The sequence below is a fragment of the Rathayibacter sp. Leaf185 genome, from assembly GCF_001423885.1.
Taxonomy (GTDB): domain Bacteria; phylum Actinomycetota; class Actinomycetes; order Actinomycetales; family Microbacteriaceae; genus Rathayibacter.
In genome coordinates this window covers 101,953-125,292 of the sequence record NZ_LMPP01000001.1, presented here as the reverse complement: position 1 = coordinate 125,292, position 23,340 = coordinate 101,953, and the positions used below count along the sequence as shown (strand labels likewise).

Below are 23,340 nucleotides of genomic sequence, written 5' to 3'. Positions count from 1 at the left end.
GTCAGGCCCATGAACCGGATCACCGTCGCCCTCCTCGCCGCCTTCGACGCCGCGCTCTCGGCGCTGATCGGGATCGTGATCCCGCTCGTCCCGCTGACCGTCCTCTGGGCGGTGCAGTACGACACCGCGATCGACTGGGGCGTCTTCTGGCGCATCGCGGCCGACTCCTGGCTGCTGGGTCACGGGGCCGACCTGCGGGCGGGCTTCGCGGCCGATTCACCGCTCGCGCTCGGGCTGCCGGGGGGCTCGGAGGCGTTCACCGTCACGATCGCGCCGCTCGCCTTCGCTCTCCTCACCGTCCTCCTCGGCGCGCGCACCGGTCGTCGCGCCCAGGAGTCGCCGTTCCGCTTCATCGGCTTCGTCGTCGCGATCGGCACCTTCCTCCTGCTCTCGTTCCTCGTGACCGTCGGTTCCGCGACGGAGGTCGCCTCCGTCGATGCCGTGCAGGGGACGGTGCTGCCCGCGCTGGTGTTCACCCTCGGCGTCGCACTCGGCGCCGTGACGCACTCGGCCCGGAGCGGCGAGCCCGACCGACTGGGCGAGCTGGCCCGCGACACCCTCGATCGGGTGCCCGCCCCGGGGCCGTCGCTGGTGCTGGCCTCGCTGCGCGGTGGGGCGCTCGCCGCAGCCGCCGTGATCGGGGTGGCCGGAGTGGTCGTGGCGGTCCTCCTCGTCGTGAACTACTCGTCGATCGTCGCGCTCTACGAGGGACTGGGGGGCGAGGCGCTCGGCGGGCTGGCGCTGACTCTGGGCCAGCTGGCGTTCCTCCCGAACCTGGTGATCTGGGCGGCGAGCTGGCTGATCGGGCCCGGCTTCGCGATCGGAGCCGGCTCGTCGGTCGGCCCGGCGGGCACGCTCCTCGGGCCGGTGCCGTCGATCCCGATGCTCGCCGCGCTGCCGCAGGGCGAGCTCGCGTTCGGCTTCCTCGGTGTGCTCGTGCCCCTGCTGGCGGGCTTCGTCGCGGGCTGGCGCCTCCGCCGCGTCGTGATCGAGGGGCTCGACGGCCGGTCGCTTCTTCGCTGGGGCGCGGCTGCGGCGGCCGGCATCGGAGTGGTCGGCGGTCTGCTGCTCGGCCTGCTCGCCTGGTTCTCGGCAGGGTCGGCAGGGCCAGGGCGGCTCGTGCAGGTGGGGCCGGATCCACTCCTGGTGGGTGCGATCGCGGCGCTCGAACTGGCCGTCGCGGCAGGTCTGGGGCTCGCCTCCGGACGCTCGTCGCGCGACTGACCCCCGGCCTGCGGGCCTCCCCTAGACTTGCGCAGTGCTGAAGTTGGTCGTACTCATCTCCGGCGGAGGCTCCAACCTCCGCGCACTCCTGGAGGCCGCGACCGACGCCCACTTCCCGGCCCGCGTCGTCGCCGTCGGCAGCGACACCGAGGCCGACGGCCTGCGTCACGCCGAAGCGTTCGACATCCCCACCTTCCTGGTGTCTCCGCACGCGTTCCCCTCCCGGGCCGCCTGGGGCGAGGAGCTCCTCGCCTGCATCCGCGAGTGGGAGCCCGACCTCGTCGTCTGCGCCGGGTTCATGCGCATCCTGCCGCCCGGAGTGGTCGACGCCCTCAGCCCGCGGGTGATCAACACGCACCCGGCCCTCCTGCCGCTCTTCCCCGGTGCGCACGCCGTCCGCGACGCGCTGGCCGCCGGTGCCGTGGAGACCGGAGTCACCGTGCACGTCATCGACACCGGAGTCGACACGGGCCCGGTCATCGCGCAGGAGAGCCTCGCCGTGCTCCCCGGCGAGAGCGAGCACGCGCTGCACGAGCGCATCAAGACCATCGAGCGTCGCCTGCTGGTGCAGACGGTGCTCGACATCGCCCACGGAACCGTCGATCTCGAGGACCTCTCCCGCGCATGAGCATCACCGCACACGACCCCAGCAGCTACGACGACCGCGATGTCGTCCCCGTCCGCCGAGCCCTGATCTCGGTCAGCGACAAGACCGGCCTCCTCGAGCTCGCGGCGGCGCTCGCCGGCTCGGGCGTCGAGCTGGTGTCGACCGGATCGACCGCCGGGACCATCCGGGAGGCGGGTCTCGACGTCACCGACGTCTCGGCCGTCACCGGGTTCCCGGAGTCGCTCGACGGCCGGGTGAAGACGCTGCACCCCGCCGTGCACGCCGGCATCCTCGCCGACCTGCGCCTCGCCTCGCACCGCGAGCAGCTCGAGCAGCTGGACATCGCCGCGTTCGAGCTCGTCGTCGTCAACCTGTACCCGTTCCGCGAGACGGTCGCGGGCGGAGCCGACGCGGCGACCGTGGTCGAGAACATCGACATCGGCGGCCCGGCCCTCGTCCGCGCCTCGGCCAAGAACCACGCGAACGTGGCGATCGTCGTCGACCCGGCCGACTACTCCGGCGTCATCGCCGCGCTCGGCACGGGAGGCACCACCCTCGCCGCCCGGCGCACCCTCGCCGCGCGCGCCTTCGCGCACACGGCGTCCTACGACTCCGCCGTCGCCGCGTGGTTCGCGGGCCAGGAGGCGGAGGGCGCCGGGTTCCCGGGCTCCGTCGAGATCCGCGGCACCCTGCAGCAGGTCCTCCGCTACGGCGAGAACTCGCACCAGAAGGCGGCGCTCTACGTCTCGCCGGACGGCACGGGCATCGCGCAGGCGACGCAGCTGCACGGCAAGGAGATGTCCTACAACAACTACGTCGACGCCGACGCGGCCGTGCGCGCCGCCTACGACTTCGTGCTGCCCGCCGTCGCGATCATCAAGCATGCCAACCCGTGCGGCATCGCGATCGCCGGCAGCAAGGCGATCGACCCCATCGCCTCCGCGCACCGCCGCGCCCACGAGTGCGATCCGGTCTCGGCCTTCGGAGGCGTCATCGCCGCCAACCGGCCCGTCACGCTCGCGATGGCCGAGACGGTGAAGGAGATCTTCACCGAGGTGCTCGTCGCCCCCTCGTTCGAGCCGGAGGCGCTCGAGGTGCTCAAGACGAAGAAGAACCTGCGCCTGCTGCAGCTCCCCGACTACTACGCGCCCGTCGAGACCGAGTTCAAGCAGATCTCGGGCGGCGTGCTGCTGCAGGAGCCCGACCGCTTCACCGGCGGCCCGGGCGAGGTCAGCTCGGGCTGGACCCTCGTCGCCGGCGAGGCCGCCGACGCCGACACGCTCCTCGACCTCGAGTTCGCGTGGAAGGCCTGCCGCGCCGTGAAGTCGAACGCGATCCTGCTCGCCAAGGCCGGCGCCTCCGTCGGCGTCGGCATGGGACAGGTCAACCGCGTCGACTCCTGCCACCTCGCCGTGACCCGCGCCGGCGACCGAGCACCCGGATCGGTCGCCGCCTCCGACGCCTTCTTCCCGTTCGCCGACGGCCTCGAGGTGCTCCTCGCCGCCGGAGTGAAGGCGGTCGTGCAGCCCGGAGGCTCCGTCCGCGACGCCGAGGTCATCGACGCGGCCCGTCGTGCGGGCATCACGATGTACACGACAGGGGAGAGGCACTTCTTCCACTGAGCGCCGGGGGCGCTCAGTGGGTGCCCTCTTCCACGCCGCTCCCTGCGCGGTGTGGCGCGGTCGGCTGGCGCAGGTGGTCGCGTTCTGCGGAGCGTGTTGCGTCGGCTGCCGCGGGAATCGCTGGCACGCGATTCCCGCTGAGCGGCCTCTGCCGGGTGCCTTCTTCCACGCCGCTCCCTGCGCGGTGTGGCGCGGCCGCGGTGGCAGGAGGCGAGAGTCCAGAAGTTGTCGTACTCGGTGCTCGAGTACGACAACTCTCGAGGAGTCGATCGAGCGGCGAAGAGGCACGCGCTCACAGGGGGCGGCAAGGTCGCAGCAAGCGGGCGCCCTGGTCGGACCGCGTAGGGTCGCCGGGTGCCCTCCGACTCGACACTCGCCTCCGCGCCCGCCCCCACGCTCGGCCGCCGCCTCCTGACCGCCCTCGCAGCGGCGGCGGCGACGGCGCTCGCCGCCCACCTCGCCAACCTGCTCGCGTTCTTCATCGGCAACCAGCTGGCCGCCTCGTCGCTGCCGCAGGTGAACGCCTACTTCCTCCTCTCGAGCGCGCTCGCCTTCGTCGTCGTCTTCGCGCTCGCCGTCGCGGGGTTGCTCAACCGGGCCTGGACCGCGGCGATCGCCGGCCTCGTCGCCGGCCTCGTCGGCGCGACCTTCGGCACCCTCGTGCAGGCCAGCGCGAGCGGCACTGCGATCACCGGTGAGGTCTGGGCGTCGATCGTCGAGACCTTCGGCGGCCTGAACCTCGTCTTCCTCCTCGCTTTCACGCTGACGGCCGCGACACTCGGTCACCGCATCGCGCGCGCGACCGCGCCGAAGGCCCCCGCGGCCGCGAGCCCCCGCGCCCGCCGCATCGCCCTCGTGCGCGCTCCTGCCCTCAACCTCGACGCCGGAGAGCTCACCCACCTCGAGCGCGTCCCCGTCGACCAGGAGAAGGCGCAGCAGCAGTGGGAGGCCTACGTCGACACCCTCGACGAGGCCGGATGGGAGACCGTCGAGGTCGCCTCGGCTCAGGCGATGGCCGACTCCGTCTTCCTCGAGGACGCGGTCGTCGTCTTCGGCGACCACGCGGTCCTCACGCGTCCAGGCGCGGAGTCGCGACGCGGCGAGATCGCAGCGGCGGAGGAGGCGGCGCTCGCGCTCGACCTCACCCTGCATCGCATCGAGGCGCCCGGCACCCTCGAGGGCGGCGACGTCCTCAAGGTCGGCTCGACGGTCTACGTCGGGCGCGGCGGGCGCACGAACGCCGAGGGCATCGCCCAGCTCCGTGCGCTCCTCCGTCCGCTCGGACTCACCGTCGTCGCCGTCCCCCTCACCCGCGCCCTGCACCTCAAGAGCGCCGTCACCGCGCTGCCCGACGGCACCGTCATCGGCTGGGAGCCGGTCGTCGACGAGCCCCGTCTGTTCCCGTCGTTCCTGCCGATGCCGGAGGAGCCCGGCGCCCACGTCGTCGTCCTCGATCCCGACACGCTGCTGATGGCGGCCTCGGCGCCGAGGAGCGCTGCGCTGCTCCGCGATCTCGGCTACACCGTGGTGACCGTCGACGTCTCGGAGTTCGAGAAGCTCGAGGGCTGCGTGACCTGCCTCTCGGTGCGCGTGCGCTGAGGAGCGCGCGAAGAGGAGACCTCGCGACACGGTGGACGCGACGCATAGCCGGGGTATAGCCTTCAAGGCTGCGCAGCGCCCGGACGGGCCCGTGGCGATCCCACCCGCCCTCCTCCTCGCGAAAGCTCTGCATCGTGTCCGCACACACCCCACCGATCGACGGCCGTCAGGTCGAGCCGAAGCGCCTCAGCACCGTCCGCACGCTGCTGCGGCTGCTCCCGTTCGTCGGCGACTCCCTGCCGCGGCTGAGCACCGGGATCGCGGTGGCCCTCGTGGCGAGCCTCGTCTCGCTGGCGATCCCGATCGTCCTGCAGCAGCTCGTCGACGGGCCGCTGGGCGACGGCGCCACCGCGGCCGGCTCGGGTGACCTCGGTCCGCTGATCGGCCCGGTGGGGATCGTGCTGGCCCTCGGCGTCCTCGAGGCCGTCGCGATCGCGCTGCGCCGCCGCATGGTGCTCACCCCGAGCACGCACATCGAGGCCAGGATGCGCGGCGCCCTCTACCGTCAGCTGCAGGATCTGCCCGTGTCGTTCCACGACCGGTGGCAGAGCGGGCAGCTGCTGTCCCGCGCGATGAGCGACCTGAGCCTCATCCGCCGCTGGATCGCCTTCGGCTTCGTGCTGCTCGTCGTCAACACCCTGACGATAATCGTCGGCTTCGGCGTGCTGGTCTACTGGAACCCGATCCTCGGCGTGCTCTTCATCGTCTGCTCGATCCCGGTCTGGATCTACGGCTTCGCGTTCGAGAAGCGCTACTCGAGCATCGCCCGCCGGAGCCAGGACCAGGCCGGCGACCTCGCGACCACGGTCGAGCAGTCGGTTCACGGCATCCGCGTGCTCAAGGCCTTCGGGCGGCACAAGCACGCGCTGGCGGGCTTCGCCGACCAGGCGGAGCAGCTGCGCGGCACCGAGATCGCCAAGGCCAAGGCCATCGCGGGCATCTGGCTCGTCCTGCTCCTCGTGCCCGACATCGCCTTCGCGCTCTGCCTGCTCGGCGGTGTCTGGCTCGCCGCCGACGGCCAGCTGAGCGTCGGCGAGCTGTTCGCGTTCTTCGCCACGGCGACCGTGCTGCGCTGGCCCGTCGAGTCGATCGGCTTCCTGCTCTCGATGACCTTCGACACGCGCACCGCCGTCGACCGCTACTTCGAGGTGATGGACAGCACGAACTCGATCACCGATCCGGAGTCGCCCGAGACCATCGAGCGCCCCCTCGGCCGCGTGCGGTTCCGGGACGTGCACTTCCGCTACCAGGACGCCCCCGAGCGCTTCGCCGATCTGCTCGACGGAGTCGACCTCGAGGTCGAGCCCGGCGAGACCATGGCGCTCGTCGGCGTCACCGGCTCCGGCAAGACGACCCTCACCGCCCTGCTGCCGCGCCTGTACGACGTGACCGCCGGGGCGATCGAGATCGACGGAGTCGACGTGCGGCGGATGCGCCGCACCGAGCTGCGCTCCCACGTCGGCATGGCCTTCGAGGACGCGACGCTCTTCTCGACCTCCGTTCGCGAGAACGTGCTGCTCGGGCGCCCCGACGCGAGCGAGGAGGAGCTGCTCGAGGCCCTCGAGATTGCGCAGGCCGGCTTCGTGCACTCGCTGCCGAACGGGCTCGACACCACGGTCGGCGAGGAGGGGATGAGCCTCTCGGGCGGCCAGCGGCAGCGGCTCGCGCTCGCCCGCGTGATCGCGTCGCGTCCCTCCGTCCTCGTGCTCGACGACCCGCTGTCGGCGCTCGACGTCGACACGGAGGCTCGGGTCGAGGCGGGGCTGCGCCGGGTCCTCGGCGACACCACAGCGCTGATCGTCGCGCACCGGCCCTCGACCGTCGCCCTCGCCGACAGGGTCGCGCTTCTCGAGGAGGGGCGTGTCACGGCCGTCGGCACCCACAGCGAGCTGCTCGCCAGCAGCCCGCACTACCGCTTCGTCATCTCGAGTCTCGAGGAGGACGAGCTGAGCCGCCCGCCCGGCACCGAGCGCGTCGGCTCCCGCCCGAGCGGCGACGCCGCAGCCACCATCGACCAGGAGACCCGATCATGAGCACGCTCGGTTCGACCGAAGAGCGCGACGACCTGACGCGCGCCGAGTCCGCGCAGATGCGCCGTCGCTCGCTGCGGCTGCTCGGGACGCTGCTGCGACCCCTCCGCCTGCGCCTCGTCCTCACGGCGATCGTCGTCGTCGTCTCGACCGCCGCGCAGGTGGCGGGGCCCGCCCTGATCGCTCTGGGCATCGACAACGGGCTGCCGGCGGTGCTCGACGGCGATGCGACTCCGCTCGCCCTCACGGTCGGCGCGTACGTGCTGACCGGAGTGATCGGCGCCGCGCTGGTCGCCTGGTACACCGTGCTGTCGGCGCGGGTGAGCCAGGCGATCCTGATCGACCTGCGCAAGCGCGTCTTCCTGCACACGCAGAAGCTGAGCCTCGAGTTCCACGAGAACTACACCTCGGGCCGGATCATCTCGCGCCAGACGAGCGACCTCGACTCGATCCGCGAGCTGCTCGACTCCGGGATCAACCAGCTCGTGCAGGGGGCGCTCTACATGGGCTTCGTCGCGATCGCGCTCGTGAGCGTCGACGGTGTGAGCGGGATCGTGCTCGCCTGCTCCCTCGTGCCGCTCGCGATCCTGACCCGCTGGTTCCAGAAGAAGTCGCAGGCTCTGTTCCGCGGCACCCGAGTCGCCTCGTCCCGCCTGATCGTGCAGTTCGTCGAGACGATGACCGGAATCAGGGCCGTGCAGACCTTCCGCGCCGAGAAGCGCAACGAGGAGGTGTTCGGCGGCGTCGTCGAGAAGTACCGGGTGGCCTACAAGAAGGTCTTCGGAGTCTTCGGCACCTTCGATCCCGGCCTCGTGCTCATCGGCAACGTGACGGTCGCCGTCGTGCTCTTCGTCGGAGGAGTCCGCGTGCTCGACGGCGGACTCGAGATCGGCGCACTGCTCGCCGTCCTCCTCTACACCCGGCGCTTCTTCGACCCGGTGCAGGAGATGGCGATGTTCTACAACTCCTACCAGTCGGCGGCGGCCGCGCTCGAGAAGATCTCGGGCGTGCTCGCGGAGGAGCCGAGCGTGCCCGATCCCGCGCACCCGACCGATCTGCGGCAGGCGCGCGGCCGTCTCGGCTTCGAGGGCGTGCGCTTCGCGTACACCGCCGACCGCGAGATCCTGCCGCGCTTCGACCTCGACATCCCGGCCGGTCAGACGATCGCCCTCGTCGGATCGACCGGTGCGGGCAAGACGACCCTCGCCAAGCTCATCTCGCGGTTCTACGACCCGAGTGACGGCGTGGTGACCCTCGACGGCGTGAGCCTGCGCCAGCTGCACCCGAAGGACCTGCGCCGCGCGATCGTGATGGTGACCCAGGAGGCGTACCTCTTCTCGGGCTCGGTCGCCGACAACATCGCGATCGGGCGACCGTCGGCGTCGTACGACGAGATCGTCGCCGCGGCGAAGGCGGTGGGTGCGCACGAGTTCATCCAGGCGCTGCCGGACGGCTACGACACCGACGTGAACAAGCGCGGTGGTCGTGTCTCGGCGGGCCAGCGCCAGCTGATCTCGTTCGCGCGCGCGTTCCTCGCGGATCCGGCGGTGCTCATCCTCGACGAGGCGACGTCCTCGCTCGACATCCCGAGCGAGCGACTCGTGCAGCAGGGTCTGCAGACGCTGCTCGCCGACCGCACCGCGGTGATCATCGCGCACCGCCTCTCGACGGTGGCGATCGCCGACCGCGTGCTGGTGATGGAGCACGGCCGCATCGTCGAGGACGGCACTCCGGAGGCGCTCATCGCCGGCGAGGGCCGGTTCGCGACGCTGCACGCGGCCTGGCGCGACTCCCTGGTGTGACGCCGCGAGCGGCGTGCTGACGGCTCAGGGCCGCCAGCGCGCCGCCCGCACGTCGACGCGGTAGCCGGTCGGAGTCGTCACCAGCGGTGTGCCCTCGCGCTCGTACTCGCGGCGCGCGCGGTCCTCGTGACCGATCGGGGGAGCGCCTCCCGAGCGGACCACGCGCCACCAGGCGACGTCGGAGCCGTAGCGCGCCATGACCGTGCCGACCGCGCGCGCCGCACGGGTGCCGAGGACGGCGGCGATCTCTCCGTAGGCCATCACGTGCCCCGAGGGGATGTCGTCGACGACGGCCAGCACGGCGGAGACGAAATCGGGGGAGTCGGGGTGCGAAGGCCCGGTCGAGTCGGAGCTCAGAGCTTCAGCGCCCCGATGTTCTCGCCGTACTGCGTCTCGCCGGTGACCTCGAAGCCGATCCAGCGGAAGAACTGCTCGGGGCCCTCCTCGCCCGACTCCCAGATGACGGTGAGGGTGTCGAAGCCGCGGGCACGCGCCTCGTCGGCCGCCGCGCGGACCGCGAACGTCCCGACTCCGCGGCCCTGCTTCGACGCGTCGATGTTGATGCGCCAGATGCAGCTGCGGAACTCCTCGGCAGCGTCCTGATCGAAGTGCGCGTGGATGAAGCCGACGAGCTCGTCACCGTCGAGGATCGCGCGCTGCCAGGCGGCCCCGGGGTCGATCACGGCGGCGGCGGCCGAGTACGAGACCGGCGCGATGAACTGCTCCTGCCCGGGTTTGAGGCTCAGCCCGTTCACGGCGGAGATGTTCGAGGCCGACAGCTCTTCCAGGCGGAGTGCACTCATGCGGCCAATCTAGCGGCCCGGCTCCGGGCCGTCATCCGCCGCCAGGACGACCGCGCCCGGTGCGGCGACGCTCGACCGGGCCTGATCGCCGAACTCTCTCGACATCGAGACAGTTCGGCCCTCGGGTAGGCTGGTCGAGGCCATCCGGAGCGGCCGCGAAGCCGCTCGTCCCGCGCAGGCGCGGGGTTGCATCGAGACCATGGGAGAGCAATGTCCAAGATCAAGGTTGAGGGAACAGTCGTCGAGCTCGACGGCGACGAGATGACGCGGATCATCTGGCAGAAGATCAAGGACACCCTCATCCACCCGTACCTCGACGTGAACCTCGAGTACTACGACCTCGGCATGGAGTACCGCGACCAGACCGACGACCAGGTCACGATCGACGCGGCGCACGCCATCCAGAAGCACGGCGTCGGCGTCAAGTGCGCGACGATCACGCCCGACGAGGCGCGCGTCGAGGAGTTCGGCCTCAAGAAGATGTGGAAGTCGCCCAACGGCACGATCCGCAACATCCTCGGCGGCGTCATCTTCCGCGAGCCGATCATCATCTCGAACATCCCGCGCCTGGTGCCCGGCTGGAACAAGCCGATCATCATCGGCCGCCACGCGTTCGGCGACCAGTACCGCGCCACCGACTTCGTCTTCAAGGGCAAGGGCACGCTCAGCGTCGAGTTCACTCCCGACGACGGCTCGGAGCCGATGAAGTTCGAGGTCTACAAGGCCCCCGACGACGGCATCGCGCAGGTCCAGTACAACCAGGACGCGTCGATCCGCGACTTCGCCCGGTCCTCGCTCAACTACGGCCTGACCCGCAACTACCCGGTCTACCTCTCGACGAAGAACACGATCCTCAAGGCCTACGACGGCCGGTTCAAGGACATCTTCGAGGAGATCTTCGAGACCGAGTTCAAGGAGCGCTTCGACGCCGCGGGCCTCACCTACGAGCACCGCCTGATCGACGACATGGTCGCCTCCGCCATGAAGTGGGAGGGCGGCTACGTCTGGGCCTGCAAGAACTACGACGGCGACGTGCAGTCCGACACCGTCGCGCAGGGCTTCGGCTCGCTCGGCCTGATGACCTCGGTCCTCTCGACCCCCGACGGCAGCGTCGTCGAGGCGGAGGCGGCGCACGGCACCGTCACGCGCCACTACCGCCAGCACCAGGCGGGCAAGCCCACCTCGACCAACCCGATCGCCTCGATCTACGCCTGGACGCGCGGCCTCGCGCACCGCGGCAAGCTCGACGGCAACCAGGAGCTGATCGACTTCTCGCTCGCGCTCGAGGACGTCGTCATCAAGACGGTCGAGTCCGGCAGCATGACGAAGGACCTCGCGCTCCTCGTCGGCCCCGACCAGCCGTGGCAGACGACCGAGGAGTTCCTCGCGACGCTCGACGAGAACCTCAAGGCGCGCATGTCGGCCTGACCTCCGGCTCGCCAGAACGCCTCCGGCTCGCGGGGATCCTCGGATTCCGCGAGCCGGAGGCGTTTCTGCGAGCCGCAGTCGTTCTGCAGGCGCGAGCAGGGCCCGGAGGGCTCAGAGCACCCGGGCGAGCGATTCCATCGCGGCGCCGGCGTCTGCGCCCGCGGGGATCAGTACGACGCTCGAGGCGCCTGCCGCGTGCAGCTCGCCGATCCGGGCCCGAGCCGCGTCCGGCGTGCCGACGACCGCCAGCTGATCGACCCACTCGTCCGGCAGATCCCGGGCGAAGGAGGCGCGGTCGGAACTCCGCTCGCGCAGGCGCGCGAACTCGTCGGCGAAGGGCAGCGGAGCGATGTGCGGCGCCCAGTCGGGGTCGCCGATCCACTCGAGGCCCGGGCGCACCAGGGCTCGCGCGGCGGCGGGGTCGTCGTCGACCGCCGCGGCGTTGTACGCCACCACGCGGCCGGGAGTCGCCATCAGCGCGCGGGACTGCGTCAGGTACTCCGGAGTGACGGGCTCGGCCAGGACGACGCCGTCCGCGATCCGGCCGGCCAGCTCCAGGGATCTCGGTCCGCGCACGCCCGCGAGCAGGGGAGGCACGACGGCGGGCGGAGACTCCAGCCGGAGGCCGTCGACCTTCACGTAGCGCCCGTCGCGGGTGGTCTCGTCGCCTGAGAGCAGCGAGCGCAGGGCGTCGAACTGCTCCGCGAGGAGGGTCAGCGGGCTCTTCGGCCAGACGCCGAGTCCGCGCATCCAGTTCGGCATGCCGTGCCCGATGCCGGCGTGGACACGGCCGGGGAACAGCTCGGCGAGCGTGCCGAGCTCCATCGCGGTGAAAGCCGCAGTCCGTGCTGCAGCGGGGAGGATGCCGATCCCGACCACGATCCGCTCGGTCACCGCGAGCACGGCCGCTGCCTGCGCGACGCCTCCGCGGAAGCCCAGATCCTCGATCACCCACAGCTCGTCGAAGCCGAGCGCCTCGGCGCGTCGGGCGTAAGAGAGGATCTCGGCGGCGGGGAGGTCGCGGGGCAGCAGGATTCCGACAGCGGAGTCGGGTGTGGAGGCGCGCATTCCTCCAACATAGAGCCCTGCGTCGCGGGGCGATCCGCCCGGACACTACGGTGGGCCCACCCGATGACCGGAGCCCGCCATGACGCTCGCCGTGCTGTCCAACGACCGACTCGACCCCTGGATCAACTGGACGACCCTCGGGCCGCCGCTCCTCGAGCCGCTCGCGGCGCTCGGCGGCCGGCTGGTGTCGCCGCCCCCGGAGCCTCGCGCCTGGCCGCGGCTCGCCCGGACGATGCGCGGCGCGACGTCGGTGTTCTGGATGCAGCAGAGTGCGCGCCCCGAGTGGCCCCTGGTCGCCGCCTCCCTCGCGGCGGGGCGGGCCGCGCGCTCGGCCTTCGTGGTCGATCCGTGGCTCGTCGATCTGCCGAGGATCGCCCTCGCGGCGCGGCTGCAGCGCCTCGATCCGCTGTTCGTCCCGTTCAGCGAGGGGGCGCAGGAGCTCGTGCGGCGGCACCCGCGCGGCCGCTTCGAGTGGCTGCCCTTCGGCGTCGACACCGAGGTCTTCGCGCCGGGCGACGGTGAGCGCGACGTGTTCGCCTTCTGGATGGGCCGGCGGCACGAGCCGCTGCACCGGGCATTGCTCGAGTACTGCGAGGCGCGCGGGCTGCGCTACGAGTACCGGCGCGAGGGCCTCCTCCTCACCCCGGAGGAGCTCGGCGAGCTCGCGGGGCGCTCCCGCTACTTCGTGGTGACGCCTCCGCTGGCCGAGGACCGCGCTCGGACGGGCGGCTACAGCCCGCTGGTCATGCGCTACCTCGAGGGGCTCGCAGCGGGCGCGCGCCTTGTCGGCGTGCTGCCGGGGAGCGGGGAGTACGAGCGGCTGCTGCCGCTCGACGCGATCCTCCAGGTGGATGTCGACGGCCGGGATCTGGCGGAGCGGCTCGACGCGGATGCGGAGAGCGCCGGCGCGACGGCTCGCGCGAGTGCCCACGTGCGGACCCACCACTCCTGGGCGCGGCGGGCGGAGCAGATCCACGAGCGCCTGGTCACCGGTCGTCCGATCGTGCAGCCGCCGCCTCCGCTCTGACGCGGGAACGACGCGGGAACGACGCAGGGCCCGCCGCCGGGGAAGCGGGCGGGCCCTGCGTCGGCCGGATCACTCGGAGCGGGACTCGCTGAGCTGCACCTGCTCGGGCCTCGCGCTCGAGACGACCTCGATCCTCCGCGACTTCGCCTTCTCGCTCACGGGGATGGTGACCGAGAGCACACCGTTGTCGTAGGACGCCGAGATGCGCTCGGTGTCGACGCCCTGGCCGAGGCTGAGCTGGCGGACGAAGGTCGCGGACTGGCGCTCGCGCGTGATCCAGGTGACGTCGTCGCCGCTCGCGACCGTGCGCTGGGCGCGGATGGTCAGCAGCTGACCGTCGACGTCGACGTCGACCGAGCCGGGATCGATCCCGGGCAGATCGGCGGTGAGGACGTAGTGGTCGCCGTCGCGGTAGAGGTCGATCGGCATGCGGCGCGGGCCCTGGCCGGAGCCGAGGAGGGCGGAGGCGACGCGGTCGAGTTCGCGGATGGGGTCGTAGGTCACGGCCATGATGATCACTCCATTCAGTCGAGCAACGAAGGACTTCTCAGAGTTGAGCCTCATCGACTCAACTGCAACGAATTTAGCACTCGACCCCGGAGAGTGCCAAGTGCGACCGTCCCGAATCCGACTACTTCGTAATCTGTTGGAAACAGAGCCGGGCGATCGAGTTCGTAGGGTCGTCAGTACTGATTCAGAGCTGAACCGGATCCGGTTCACAGTGAGCGTGAGTAAGGACATCGATTGCCGATCCACCCGTCCCACCGTCCACCTGCCCGCCGCGCCGACCGGCGCATCCTCGCGGGCCTCGCCGTCATCGGAGTCGCCGCCTCCGCCGCCTTCGCGGCCACCGGCGCCTCCGCCGCCCCTGTCGTCGGGAGCGCCTCGCTCGTCGGCGGCCTCTCGGCGCTGCAGAGCTTCGACGACGGCGACTACGTCGTCACCCTGATCGAGCCGGCCGCGGCGACCTACAAGGGCACTGACGCCCGCTTCGCCCGCACCGCTCCCGATGCCGGCTCGCAGCTCCAGGCGCGATCCGCTCCCGTCGAGGACTACTCGGCCCACCTCGAGCAGCGCCAGGACGACGTCGCCGCCGCTGTCGACGCCGAGATCGGCTACCACTACACGGTCACCCTCAACGGCTTCTCGGCCGAGCTGACCGGTGCGCAGGCGAGCCGCCTCGCGAACCGCAAGGACGTCGCCCAGGTGCGCGAGATCGAGGACCTCACCCTCGACCGCGCGGCCCAGCCGACGACCCTGAAGGCACCTGCCGCCGCCGGGATCCCCGTCCCCGACACCGGGCAGGAGCCCTCGACGAGCTTCCTCGGGCTCGACGGCGCCGACGGCGTCTGGAACGAGCTCGGCGGCATCGACAAGGCCGGCGAGGGCGTCGTGGTCGGCGTCATCGACTCCGGCATCGCTCCCGAGAACCCGTCCTTCGCGGGCGCACCGCTCGCCACGAGCCCTGGAGCCGCTCCGTACACGAACGGCACCACGGTCACCTACCCGAAGTCCGACGGCAGCGACTTCGTCGGTGCCTGCGTGAGCGGTGCCGACGCGTCCCAGCAGTGGTCCGGCGACGAGTGCAACCAGAAGCTGATCGGCGCCCGCTGGTTCCTCGGCGAGTCCGAGCCGGCCGGATCGCCCGACAACCCCGAGTACCTCTCGCCGCGCGACGCGGACGGCCACGGCTCGCACACCGCCTCGACGGCCGCCGGCAACGCGGGCGTCGACGCGAGTGTCGACGGCTACGACTACGGACTGATCTCGGGTGTCGCTCCGGCGGCCAAGGTCGCTGCGTACAAGGTCTGCTGGAACGGCGACGTCGACGGAACCGATGACGACGACTTCTGCTCCGGTCCCGGCATCCTCGCCGCGATCGACGCGGCGACCAGCGACGGCGTCGACGTGATCAACTTCTCGATCGGCGGCGGCTCGGCCACCTCCACGCTCACGTTGATCGACGAGGCGTTCCTCAACGCCGCCGCCGCGGGCGTCTTCGTGGCGGCATCGGCCGGCAACTCCGGCCCCGGCGACTCCACCCTCGACCACGCCTCGCCGTGGTACACGACGGTCGCCGCCTCCTCGATCCCGACCTACACGGCCACCGCCACCCTCGGTGACGGCCAGGCCTTCCCCGGCGGATCGATCACCGTCCACGAGGACGTGACCGGACCGCTCGTGAACAGCGCCGACGTCGTCCTCCCTGGCGCCGAGACTCCCGAGATCTGCGAGACCGGCACCCTCGACCCCACGAAGGTCGCGGGGAAGATCGTCGCCTGCACCGCCGGCGTCACCGCCCGCGTGTCGAAGTCGGCCGAGGTCGAGCGGGCGGGCGGCATCGGCATGCTGCTGCTCAACCCGTTCCCCAACGCCCTGCACGTCGACGACCACTCGGTCCCGAGCATCCAGATCGACTCGGAGGCGTACAACCCCATCACCGCCTACGCGTCCACTCCCGGTGCGACCGTCACGCTGAGCGAGGGCAACACCTCGGGGATCGCCATCGCGGTTCCCCAGGTCGCCGGCTTCTCGTCGCGCGGTCCGGCCGAGGCCGACGGCAGTGACGTGCTGAAGCCCGACATCACGGCGCCCGGCGTCGCGATCCTCGCCGACAGCTTCAACGCCGAGGGCGACGACCCCGCCTTCGCCTTCGAATCCGGCACGTCGATGTCGTCGCCGCACATCGCCGGCCTCGCCGCGCTGATCCTCGGCGCCAGCCCGAACGCGTCGCCCTCGGCCGTCAAGTCGGCCATGATGACGACCTCGTACGACAGCGTCGACCAGTCGGGGAACGCCTCCGAGGACGTCTTCGCCCAGGGCGCCGGTCACGTCGACCCGACCGCCTTCCTCGACCCCGGACTGATCTACGACAGCGGCCCGAGCGACTGGATCGCGTTCCTCAAGGGTGCCGGCTACGTCTTCAACCCCGACCCCGCGATCGACCCGATCGAGGCCATCGACCCGTCCGACCTCAACCAGGCCTCGATCGCCATCGGCGCGCTCGCCGGAACGCAGACCGTCACCCGCACGGTGACGTCGACCGCTCCCGGCACCTACACCGCATCGCTCGACATCCCCGGTGTCGAGACCGTCGTGTCGCCCTCCACCCTCTCCTTCACCGGAGCAGGCCAGACGGCCGAGTACACGGTCACCTTCACGACCGGGGACGCCGAGCTCTCGGAGTTCGCGACCGGCTACCTCACCTGGTCGAGCGCCGAGCACGAGGTGCGCAGCCCCGTCGCCGTGCGCCCCGTCCTGCTGGACGCGCCCTACGAGGTCTCGGGCTCCGGCTCGACCGGCTCGACCGACGCGACCATCACGCCGGGCATCGACGGCGCACTGCCGCTGTCGACGACCGGACTCGCCCAGGGAGTCCTCGCCGAGGACGCCACGGCGGCCGACGGCCACTCCGGCACCCTGCCGGCGGGCACGACGCTGATCACCGAGGTCGACGTGCCCGAGGGCGCCGACTTCGCGCGCTTCGATCTCGACTCGCTGGACGAGACGGCCGACCTCGACCTGTACGTCGAGCTGCTCGATGCGGCGGGCGAGCCCGTCTCGCAGGCCGTCTCGGCCACCGCCTCCGCCGACGAGCGCGTCGACCTCGCGGAGCCGGAGGCCGGCACCTACCGTGTCACCGCCGACATCTACGCGGTCGGCGCGGAGACCACGGTCACCTTCGACCTGCGCAGCTTCGTCATCACTCCCGAGAACGGCGTCGGCTCGCTGACGACCGAGCCCGCGGTGATCGACGCGACGCAGGGCGAGCCGACGAGCTACGCGATCTCGTGGTCCGACCTGGCCGGCCCCGCCCGGTACCTCGGACGGGTCGCCTACTCCGACTCGGGTCTCGCGACTCTGGTGAGCGTCGACGTGACGGAGTCGGCGACGCCGACTCCCACGCCCACCGCGACTCCGGAGCCCACGGGAACCCCGGAGCCGACGGCGACGCCTGAGCCGACGCCGACCGCAGGACCCACTGCGGGCCCGGCGCCGACCACGACGCCGACGTCCACGCCGTCCGCCTCGCCGACCGCCGGACCGGGTGCGCCCGGCCACGGCGGCGGCTCGGGCGGCCTGCCCTCCACCGGTTTCGAGGGCGGTCTTCTCGGAGCCGCGGCTCTGGCGCTGATCGGCGCCGGAGTGGTGATCTCCGGTGTCCGCCGCCGGGCCCTCGCCCAGCGTGAGGGAGTGGCTGCGGAGTAGCCCTCCGCGTCCGCCTCGACGGCCGCCCCGCGCGCTCCCACCGGAGCCGCGGGGCGGCCGTTCGCGTTCGCGGCGCCTCCGGAGGTCGGGGCGCGCTCGGAGGAGACCTCGAGGGAGGCGTCAGGAGACGGCGCGACGCCCGGCGATCACGCCGGACACGACCGCGACGACGCCGAACACGATCGCGACGATCGGCTGGCCCATGTCGAGCCACGCCACGGCGGCGGCGCCCATGACCAGCAGCTCGATCAGCGAGCGCCCGTAGACGTCGATCGAGAGAACGGCCCGCGGAGAGAGGAACAGCGCCCAGACCAGAGCGGCGAGAACGGGCGCTCCGACGCCGAAGACGATGCTCAGGGGCAGGGTCCAGCTCGTGAAGCCCCAGATCCCGAAGGTCGCCAGAGCGAAGAGCTCGAGGACGAAGCGCAGCACGTCGTTCGGACCGATCCTGATGTCGGATCCCGCGGCGGTCGCTCCTGCTCGATTCACGCCGACCATCGTAGCCGCGCCGTCCTGGGCGCGAGGCCTAGCGGAAGATGATCGTCCGCGCTCCGTCGAGCAGCACCCGGTCCTCCGCGAACCACTTGACCGCCTGCGTGAGCGTGCGGCTCTCCTCGTCCTGCCCGATCGCCACGAGCTGGGCCGCCGAGCGCGAGTGCTCGACGCGCACGACGTTCTGCTCGATGATCGGTCCCTCGTCGAGATCGCTCGTGACGAAGTGGGCCGTCGCTCCGATCAGCTTCACGCCGCGGGCGTGCGCCTGCTTGTAGGGGTTCGCCCCCTTGAAGCCGGGCAGGAAGGAGTGGTGGATGTTGATCGCGCGGCCGGCCAGGCGTGCGCAGAGCTCGGGGGAGAGGATCTGCATGTAGCGGGCGAGCACGACGAGCTCGATGTCGTACTGCTCGACGACCTCGATCACCCGCTCCTCGAACTCGCGCTTCGACTCCGGAGACACCACGGGCCGCGACTCGAACGGCACGCCGTAGAACTCGGCGAGATCGCGGAGGGTGGCGTGATTCGAGAGGATCAGCGGCACGTCGACCGCCAGCTGCCCCGCGCGTTGGCGGAACAGCAGGTCGTTCACGCAGTGCGCCGCGGTCGAGGCGAGCACGAGGGTCCGGAGCGGCCTGCCCACGACGTCGAGCCGCCAGGTCATCCCGTAGCGCTCGGTGACCGGCAGCAGCGCCCGCTCGAACTCGTCGCGCGTGACGGCCGACTCGACCTGCAGCCGCATGAAGAAGCGGCCGGTGTCGGCGCTCGAGAACTGCTGGCTCTCGGTGATGTTGCCGCTCGCCTGCACCACGGCTCCGGAGACGGCGTGCACGATGCCCGGCAGGTCGGGGCAGGTGAACGTCAGGGTCCAGTGGTTGGCGGGCTGCTGCCGAGTCGCGCCGGCGTCGTCGGTGCCGGTGGGCACGGGCAGGTCGGAGGAGGGCGCGGCGGGGTCGGACTGCATCCGCTCAGGATATCGGCGCCCGTCAGCGCACGACGACGGTGGTCGAGGCGGTGGCGCCGGTGCGCCCGTCCCGGGAGGCGTAGCGCGCGCTGATCACGTGATCTCCCGCCCCGAGATCGACTGTCGCGACGAAGCCGACGCTCGAGACCGTCCGTTCGAGCGCGACCTCGCCGTCCACGAGGAGCTGCACGATGCCCGGCTCCGCCAGCACGAGCACGGGGACGCCGGAGTCGGAGCTCGCCGGGGCGAGGATGCTCGGCGCCAGCAGTCGCACGGTCTCGGAGGCGCCCACCGTCTCGGTGCCGTCGGGCGAAGTGGTCCGCACGATCACCGCGGTGTCGCCCGCCGGCAGCGGGATCGCCTGCAGCGACCACGTCCCGTCGGCTCCGGCGACCGTGCTCGCGTAGACGACGCCCGACTCCGCGTCCTCGACCGTCACCGTCGATCCGGGAGTCGCGGTTCCCGTGGCCTCCGGGAGCAGGCGCTCCGCGGGGTCGGGCTCGAGAGTCGTCGTGGTCGGGATCGTCGGGGTGGGTGTCGGGAGGGGGGAAGGGGTGGAGGTCGGCGGAGGGGTCGCGGACGGCGCCGCGGTGGGGGTCGGAGTCGGCCCCGGCGAGGACGGCGGCTCCACGGTCTCGGGGACGGCCGTCGCAGCCTCGTCGATCGGATCGGGTCGGGTGGTGGGCGCGGGTTCGACCGGCGCATCCGGCTCGCGACTCGGCGTCGGCTCGACGGCCGGGACCGGGGCGATCGTCGCCTCCACCGCCGGAGTCGACGAGACCTCGTCCGGCGCAGCACTCACCGACTCCGGCACCTCTGATGCCTCGGGTCCCGAGGCGGGCAGCAGCGCCGCGATCGCGACGCCCGCGACGAGCAGCAGTCCGGCGGCAGCGACGACGACCGCGGTGACGGAGACGCCCCCCGCGGCCGTCCCGGCGCTCGCCACTGCGCCACCCGCGCCGGCCACAGCAGCACCGGCCCCGCCCGAGACCGCACCGCCTGCGGCGTAGGCCGCCGCACCTCCGACGCCCGCGACGAACGGGAGGAGCACCGTCGCCAGTCGAGCGCCCGTCTGCTCCGCGTCGGCGAGAGCCGTGCGGCAGGACGCGCATTCCACGAGGTGCGAGCGCACCCGGAGGCGGCCGCGCGCCGGCAGGCGTCCCCGCACGTGCGACCCCGCCCGCTCGAGCACCCAGCGGCACTCTCCCTCCGCCGCCACGTCGGTCACGTGCTCCTGGATCCACGCCCCGCGCAGCCCCTCTCGCGCGCGATGGCTCAGAGCGGCCACCGAGTTGGGACGCAGGCCGAGAAGGGGCGCGGCCTCGACCGGGGTGAGTCCCTCCACCTCCGTGTACCAGAGCACCTCCTGCCAGCGGGCGGGGAGTGCGCGGAAGGCCCGCACGCCCAGATCCCGATCGAGCGCCGCGAGCGCGGTCTCCTCCGGGCCGGGGCCCGACTCGACGACGTCCTCCTCCGACCCGAACGGGCGCTCGCGGTCCTGGCGTCGACCCCACGAGGCGGCGACGTTGCGGATCGCGGTGAAGAGGTAGGGGCGGAATGCGCCCTCGGGCCCGCCGCCGCGCTCGATCGTCGAGAGCACGCGGAGGAACGCCTCCGAGACGAGGTCGTCGGCGTCGAGCGACCCCGACCATGCTCGCGCGACGGAGCGTGCGGCTGCCGCGTGCCGCCGCCACAGCTCCGCCGTGGCCGAGGCCTCGCCGTCGCGGACCAGCTCGATCAGCTCGGCGTCGCCGAGCGGGTCGACGGCCGTGCGAGCGCTCGCCCTGCCTCTCACGATGGTCCCTCCCGCGTCCGGCACCAGGGACGACTCCGAGAGATCCTCGCACAGACGTGAGGGAGCTTCAGCCTCCGGCTCTTGCTACACTTGCCGCGTCGCGACTGGCGTTCGGATGGGTGACCATCAGGGAGCGACACCTCCTCCGGTGCATTCTCGCCGGACACTTTTCCTGCCGCACGCCTGGGCCGGAACGGATACCGTAGTCCCGGTCGCCCGAACGAGCCTCGTCGCCTCGCCGCGACGGCACGGGTGCCATCCGTTTCGCCGTCAAGGAGCGTCCGTGTCCTCTTCCTCCGCCGCGAGCACCAGCCTCGCCGCCACGTTCGACCAGCCCGTCTCGGTCGTCGATCCCGAGATCGCCGCCGTCCTCCAGCAGGAGCTCGACCGCCAGCGCGGCTACCTCGAGATGATCGCGAGCGAGAACTTCGTCCCGCGCGCGATCCTCGAGTCGCAGGGCTCCGTGCTCACCAACAAGTACGCCGAGGGCTACCCCGGCCGCCGTTACTACGGCGGTTGCGAGTACGTCGACATCGCCGAGCAGCTGGCGATCGATCGGGCCAAGGCACTGTTCGGCGCCGAGTTCGCCAACGTCCAGCCGCACTCCGGAGCCACGGCCAACGCGGCGGCGCTCGCCGCGCTCATCCAGCCCGGCGACACCATCCTCGGGCTCGAGCTCGCGCACGGCGGCCACCTCACGCACGGCATGAAGCTCAACTTCTCGGGCAAGCTCTACAACGCCACGGCATACGGAGTCGACCCGCAGACGTTCCGCATCGACATGGACGTGGTCCGCGAGAAGGCCCTCGAGGTGCGCCCCCAGGTGCTCATCGCCGGCTGGTCGGCCTACCCGCGCCACCTCGACTTCGAGGCGTTCCGCGCCATCGCCGACGAGGTCGGCGCGAAGCTCTGGGTCGACATGGCGCACTTCGCAGGTCTCGTCGCCGCGGGGCTGCACCCCTCGCCCGTGCCGCACGCCGATGTCGTCACCTCGACGGTGCACAAGACGCTCGCGGGTCCCCGCTCCGGCCTCATCCTCGCCAAGCAGGAGTACGCCAAGAAGCTCAACTCGGCCGTCTTCCCGGGTCAGCAGGGCGGCCCGCTCATGCACGTCATCGCCGCGAAGGCGACCGCCTTCAAGCTGGCCGGCGAGGCCGAGTTCGCCGATCGTCAGGAGCGCACCATCCGCGGTGCGCAGATCCTCGCCGAGCGCCTCGTCGCCGCCGACACCAAGGCCGAGGGCATCGACGTGCTCACCGGTGGCACCGACGTGCACCTCGTGCTCGCCGACCTGCGCAACTCGCCACTCGACGGTCAGCAGGCCGAGGACCGCCTCCACGAGGTCGGCATCACGGTCAACCGCAACGCCGTGCCGTTCGACCCGCGCCCGCCGATGGTCACCTCGGGCCTCCGCATCGGCACGCCCGCGCTCGCGACCCGCGGCTTCGGCGACGCCGAGTTCACCGAGGTGGCCGATGTCATCGCCGAGGCGCTGAAGCCCTCGGCCGACCTCGAGTCGCTGCGCGCCCGCGTCGCGCGGCTCACCGACGACTTCCCGCTCTACCCGGGCCTGTAGTCGCCACCATCCGAGCGCTCGGGAGGAGCCGTGGCCAGTGCCGCGGCTCCTCCCGAGTGCCCCAGCACGAGGAGTTCCGACATGACGGCACAGGTACTCGACGGAGTCGCGACGGCGGCCGCGGTCAAAGCCGAGATCACCGAGCGGGTCGCCGTTCTGCGCGAGAAGGGCGTCGTCCCGGGTCTGGGCACGCTGCTGGTCGGCGACGACCCCGCCTCGCGCTCGTACGTCGCCGGGAAGCACCGCGACTGCGCCGAGGTCGGGATCGAGTCGATCCGCGTCGACCTGCCCGCCACGGCGTCCGCCGACGACATCCGGGCGGCGATCCGCGATCTCAACGATTCGCCGTCGGTGACCGGCTACATCATCCAGCTCCCGCTGCCGAAGGGCATCGACGAGAACGCGATGCTCGAGCTGATGGATCCTGACAAGGACGCCGACGGCCTGCACCCCACCAACCTGGGGCGACTCGTGCTGGGCGTCGAAGGCGAGCTCGACAGCCCGCTGCCCTGCACGCCGAACGGCATCGTCGAGATGCTGAAGCGCTACGACATCCCGCTGCAGGGTCGCCACGTGGTCGTCGTCGGCCGGGGGCTCACGGTCGGACGCCCGCTCGGGCTGCTCCTGACCCGCAAGGGCCTCGACGCGACCGTGACGCTGACCCACTCCCGCACGACCGACCTCGCCGCCGAGGTGCGCCGCGCCGACATCGTGGTGGCGGCGGTCGGCGTCCCCGGCCTGATCGCGGCCGACTGGGTGAAGCCCGGCGCGGCCATTCTGGATGTGGGGATCACGCGGGTCGAGAACCCCGAGACGGGCAAGGCGAAGCTCACGGGCGACGTCGCTCCTGGAGTCGCCGAGGTCGCGGGCTGGCTGTCGCCGGTGCCGGGTGGAGTCGGCCCCATGACGCGGGCGATGCTGATCCACAACGTGGTATCGGCGGCGGAGCGCGCCCTGCGCTGACCGGGTGCGCGCTCTGCAGGTGTCCCTGTGCTCTGCAGGTGCTGGTGCCGTCTGCAGGCGTTCGTGCCATCTGCAGGCGATCCCCCGTTCTCCACTCCCTTCATACGGAGGAGAACGTTCTCTGGTTGCGA

At 71.7% G+C, this 23,340-nt stretch carries 18 protein-coding genes and 1 riboswitch; of the genes, 11 read left to right on the top strand and 7 right to left on the bottom strand.

What is annotated here, in order from left to right; genetic code table 11:
• The first annotated feature begins 9 nt into the window (after window positions 1–9).
• From ASG06_RS00640 to ASG06_RS00615, 6 genes are all read left to right on the top strand, one after another.
• Window positions 10–1,224: a cell division protein PerM gene (locus ASG06_RS00640; RefSeq protein WP_056037118.1), complete on the top strand. Its 1,215-nt coding sequence runs from the start codon at window positions 10–12 to the stop codon at window positions 1,222–1,224.
• A gap of 34 nt (window positions 1,225–1,258) precedes the next feature.
• Complete coding sequence (gene purN, locus ASG06_RS00635) at window positions 1,259–1,852, top strand: phosphoribosylglycinamide formyltransferase (RefSeq protein WP_056037116.1); 594 nt, start codon at window positions 1,259–1,261, stop codon at window positions 1,850–1,852.
• Window positions 1,849–3,453 (top strand): bifunctional phosphoribosylaminoimidazolecarboxamide formyltransferase/IMP cyclohydrolase, encoded by a 1,605-nt coding sequence (gene purH, locus ASG06_RS00630; protein ID WP_056037113.1) that lies wholly within the window; start codon window positions 1,849–1,851, stop codon window positions 3,451–3,453. Before purN ends, purH begins: the two co-directional genes overlap by 4 nt.
• 354 nt (window positions 3,454–3,807) lie before the next feature.
• Window positions 3,808–5,052, top strand: a complete 1,245-nt coding sequence (ddaH, locus tag ASG06_RS00625) for a dimethylargininase (protein WP_056037111.1) — start codon at window positions 3,808–3,810, stop codon at window positions 5,050–5,052.
• Window positions 5,053–5,183: 131 nt separating this feature from the next.
• On the top strand, window positions 5,184–7,085 hold the full coding sequence (locus ASG06_RS00620) for an ABC transporter ATP-binding protein (protein WP_082498840.1): 1,902 nt from the start codon (window positions 5,184–5,186) through the stop codon (window positions 7,083–7,085).
• Window positions 7,082–8,884 carry an ABC transporter ATP-binding protein gene (locus tag ASG06_RS00615; RefSeq protein ID WP_056037108.1) on the top strand — a complete coding sequence of 601 codons (1,803 nt, stop codon included), beginning with the start codon at window positions 7,082–7,084 and terminating at the stop codon, window positions 8,882–8,884. Before ASG06_RS00620 ends, ASG06_RS00615 begins: the two co-directional genes overlap by 4 nt.
• A gap of 24 nt (window positions 8,885–8,908) precedes the next feature.
• Here the strand turns inward: ASG06_RS00615 and ASG06_RS00610 are convergent, their stop codons facing one another.
• Together ASG06_RS00610 and ASG06_RS00605 are read right to left on the bottom strand one after the other, a co-directional pair.
• Window positions 8,909–9,184, bottom strand: a complete 276-nt coding sequence (locus tag ASG06_RS00610; RefSeq protein WP_231727572.1) for an MGMT family protein — start codon at window positions 9,182–9,184, stop codon at window positions 8,909–8,911.
• A gap of 53 nt (window positions 9,185–9,237) precedes the next feature.
• Window positions 9,238–9,687 (bottom strand): GNAT family N-acetyltransferase, encoded by a 450-nt coding sequence (locus ASG06_RS00605; protein ID WP_056037102.1) that lies wholly within the window; start codon window positions 9,685–9,687, stop codon window positions 9,238–9,240.
• A gap of 210 nt (window positions 9,688–9,897) precedes the next feature.
• Here ASG06_RS00605 and ASG06_RS00600 point away from each other — a divergent pair, with 210 nt between their 5' ends.
• Window positions 9,898–11,115 carry an NADP-dependent isocitrate dehydrogenase gene (locus ASG06_RS00600; RefSeq protein ID WP_056037099.1) on the top strand — a complete coding sequence of 406 codons (1,218 nt, stop codon included), beginning with the start codon at window positions 9,898–9,900 and terminating at the stop codon, window positions 11,113–11,115.
• A 111-nt stretch (window positions 11,116–11,226) separates the two neighbouring features.
• On the opposite strand, the gene ASG06_RS00595 is transcribed toward ASG06_RS00600, so the two are convergent.
• Complete coding sequence (locus tag ASG06_RS00595; RefSeq protein ID WP_056037097.1) at window positions 11,227–12,183, bottom strand: LLM class flavin-dependent oxidoreductase; 957 nt, start codon at window positions 12,181–12,183, stop codon at window positions 11,227–11,229.
• A gap of 79 nt (window positions 12,184–12,262) precedes the next feature.
• On the opposite strand from ASG06_RS00595, the gene ASG06_RS00590 reads away from it, so the two are divergent.
• Window positions 12,263–13,210 (top strand): glycosyltransferase family protein, encoded by a 948-nt coding sequence (locus tag ASG06_RS00590; RefSeq protein ID WP_056037092.1) that lies wholly within the window; start codon window positions 12,263–12,265, stop codon window positions 13,208–13,210.
• Between the two features lie 69 nt (window positions 13,211–13,279).
• On the opposite strand, the gene ASG06_RS00585 is transcribed toward ASG06_RS00590, so the two are convergent.
• Window positions 13,280–13,720, bottom strand: a complete 441-nt coding sequence (locus ASG06_RS00585; RefSeq protein ID WP_056040292.1) for an Hsp20/alpha crystallin family protein — start codon at window positions 13,718–13,720, stop codon at window positions 13,280–13,282.
• 234 nt (window positions 13,721–13,954) lie between these two features.
• Between ASG06_RS00585 and ASG06_RS00580 the strand changes: the two genes are divergently transcribed.
• Window positions 13,955–17,419, top strand: a complete 3,465-nt coding sequence (locus tag ASG06_RS00580; protein ID WP_056037088.1) for a S8 family serine peptidase — start codon at window positions 13,955–13,957, stop codon at window positions 17,417–17,419.
• 120 nt (window positions 17,420–17,539) lie between these two features.
• Here ASG06_RS00580 and ASG06_RS00575 read toward each other — a convergent pair whose 3' ends face one another.
• The 3 genes from ASG06_RS00575 to ASG06_RS00565 are packed head-to-tail and all read right to left on the bottom strand — an operon-like array spanning window position 17,540 to window position 20,670.
• A complete protein-coding gene (locus ASG06_RS00575; protein ID WP_056040289.1) occupies window positions 17,540–17,908 on the bottom strand; it encodes a YrdB family protein in 369 nt (122 codons plus the stop codon).
• 37 nt (window positions 17,909–17,945) lie between these two features.
• Window positions 17,946–18,875 (bottom strand): formyltetrahydrofolate deformylase, encoded by a 930-nt coding sequence (gene purU / locus ASG06_RS00570; RefSeq protein ID WP_082498838.1) that lies wholly within the window; start codon window positions 18,873–18,875, stop codon window positions 17,946–17,948.
• Window positions 18,876–18,897: 22 nt separating this feature from the next.
• Window positions 18,898–20,670 carry a sigma-70 family RNA polymerase sigma factor gene (locus tag ASG06_RS00565; protein ID WP_156465815.1) on the bottom strand — a complete coding sequence of 591 codons (1,773 nt, stop codon included), beginning with the start codon at window positions 20,668–20,670 and terminating at the stop codon, window positions 18,898–18,900.
• Window positions 20,671–20,760: 90 nt separating this feature from the next.
• Window positions 20,761–20,866, top strand: a riboswitch (ZMP/ZTP riboswitch).
• An 87-nt stretch (window positions 20,867–20,953) separates the two neighbouring features.
• On the opposite strand from ASG06_RS00565, the gene glyA reads away from it, so the two are divergent.
• The gene (gene glyA, locus ASG06_RS00560) at window positions 20,954–22,246 is read left to right on the top strand and encodes a serine hydroxymethyltransferase (RefSeq protein ID WP_056037082.1); all 1,293 of its coding nucleotides are present in this window, start codon (window positions 20,954–20,956) and stop codon (window positions 22,244–22,246) included.
• Between the two features lie 81 nt (window positions 22,247–22,327).
• Window positions 22,328–23,209, top strand: a complete 882-nt coding sequence (locus ASG06_RS00555) for a bifunctional methylenetetrahydrofolate dehydrogenase/methenyltetrahydrofolate cyclohydrolase (protein ID WP_056037078.1) — start codon at window positions 22,328–22,330, stop codon at window positions 23,207–23,209.
• Window positions 23,210–23,340 lie beyond the last annotated feature (131 nt).

Bases quoted from the DNA above. Each gene is read 5' to 3' on its own strand.
- ASG06_RS00615 (WP_056037108.1), top strand. From the start codon at position 7,082: ATGAGCACGCTCGGTTCGACCGAAGAGCGCGACGACCTGACGCGCGCC.
- purU (WP_082498838.1), bottom strand. From the start codon at position 18,875: ATGCAGTCCGACCCCGCCGCGCCCTCCTCCGACCTGCCCGTGCCCACC.
- purH (WP_056037113.1), top strand. From the start codon at position 1,849: ATGAGCATCACCGCACACGACCCCAGCAGCTACGACGACCGCGATGTC.
- ASG06_RS00640 (WP_056037118.1), top strand. From the start codon at position 10: ATGAACCGGATCACCGTCGCCCTCCTCGCCGCCTTCGACGCCGCGCTC.
- ASG06_RS00605 (WP_056037102.1), bottom strand. From the start codon at position 9,687: ATGAGTGCACTCCGCCTGGAAGAGCTGTCGGCCTCGAACATCTCCGCC.
- ASG06_RS00595 (WP_056037097.1), bottom strand. From the start codon at position 12,183: ATGCGCGCCTCCACACCCGACTCCGCTGTCGGAATCCTGCTGCCCCGC.
- ASG06_RS00600 (WP_056037099.1), top strand. From the start codon at position 9,898: ATGTCCAAGATCAAGGTTGAGGGAACAGTCGTCGAGCTCGACGGCGAC.
- ASG06_RS00585 (WP_056040292.1), bottom strand. From the start codon at position 13,720: ATGGCCGTGACCTACGACCCCATCCGCGAACTCGACCGCGTCGCCTCC.
- ASG06_RS00590 (WP_056037092.1), top strand. From the start codon at position 12,263: ATGACGCTCGCCGTGCTGTCCAACGACCGACTCGACCCCTGGATCAAC.
- ASG06_RS00555 (WP_056037078.1), top strand. From the start codon at position 22,328: ATGACGGCACAGGTACTCGACGGAGTCGCGACGGCGGCCGCGGTCAAA.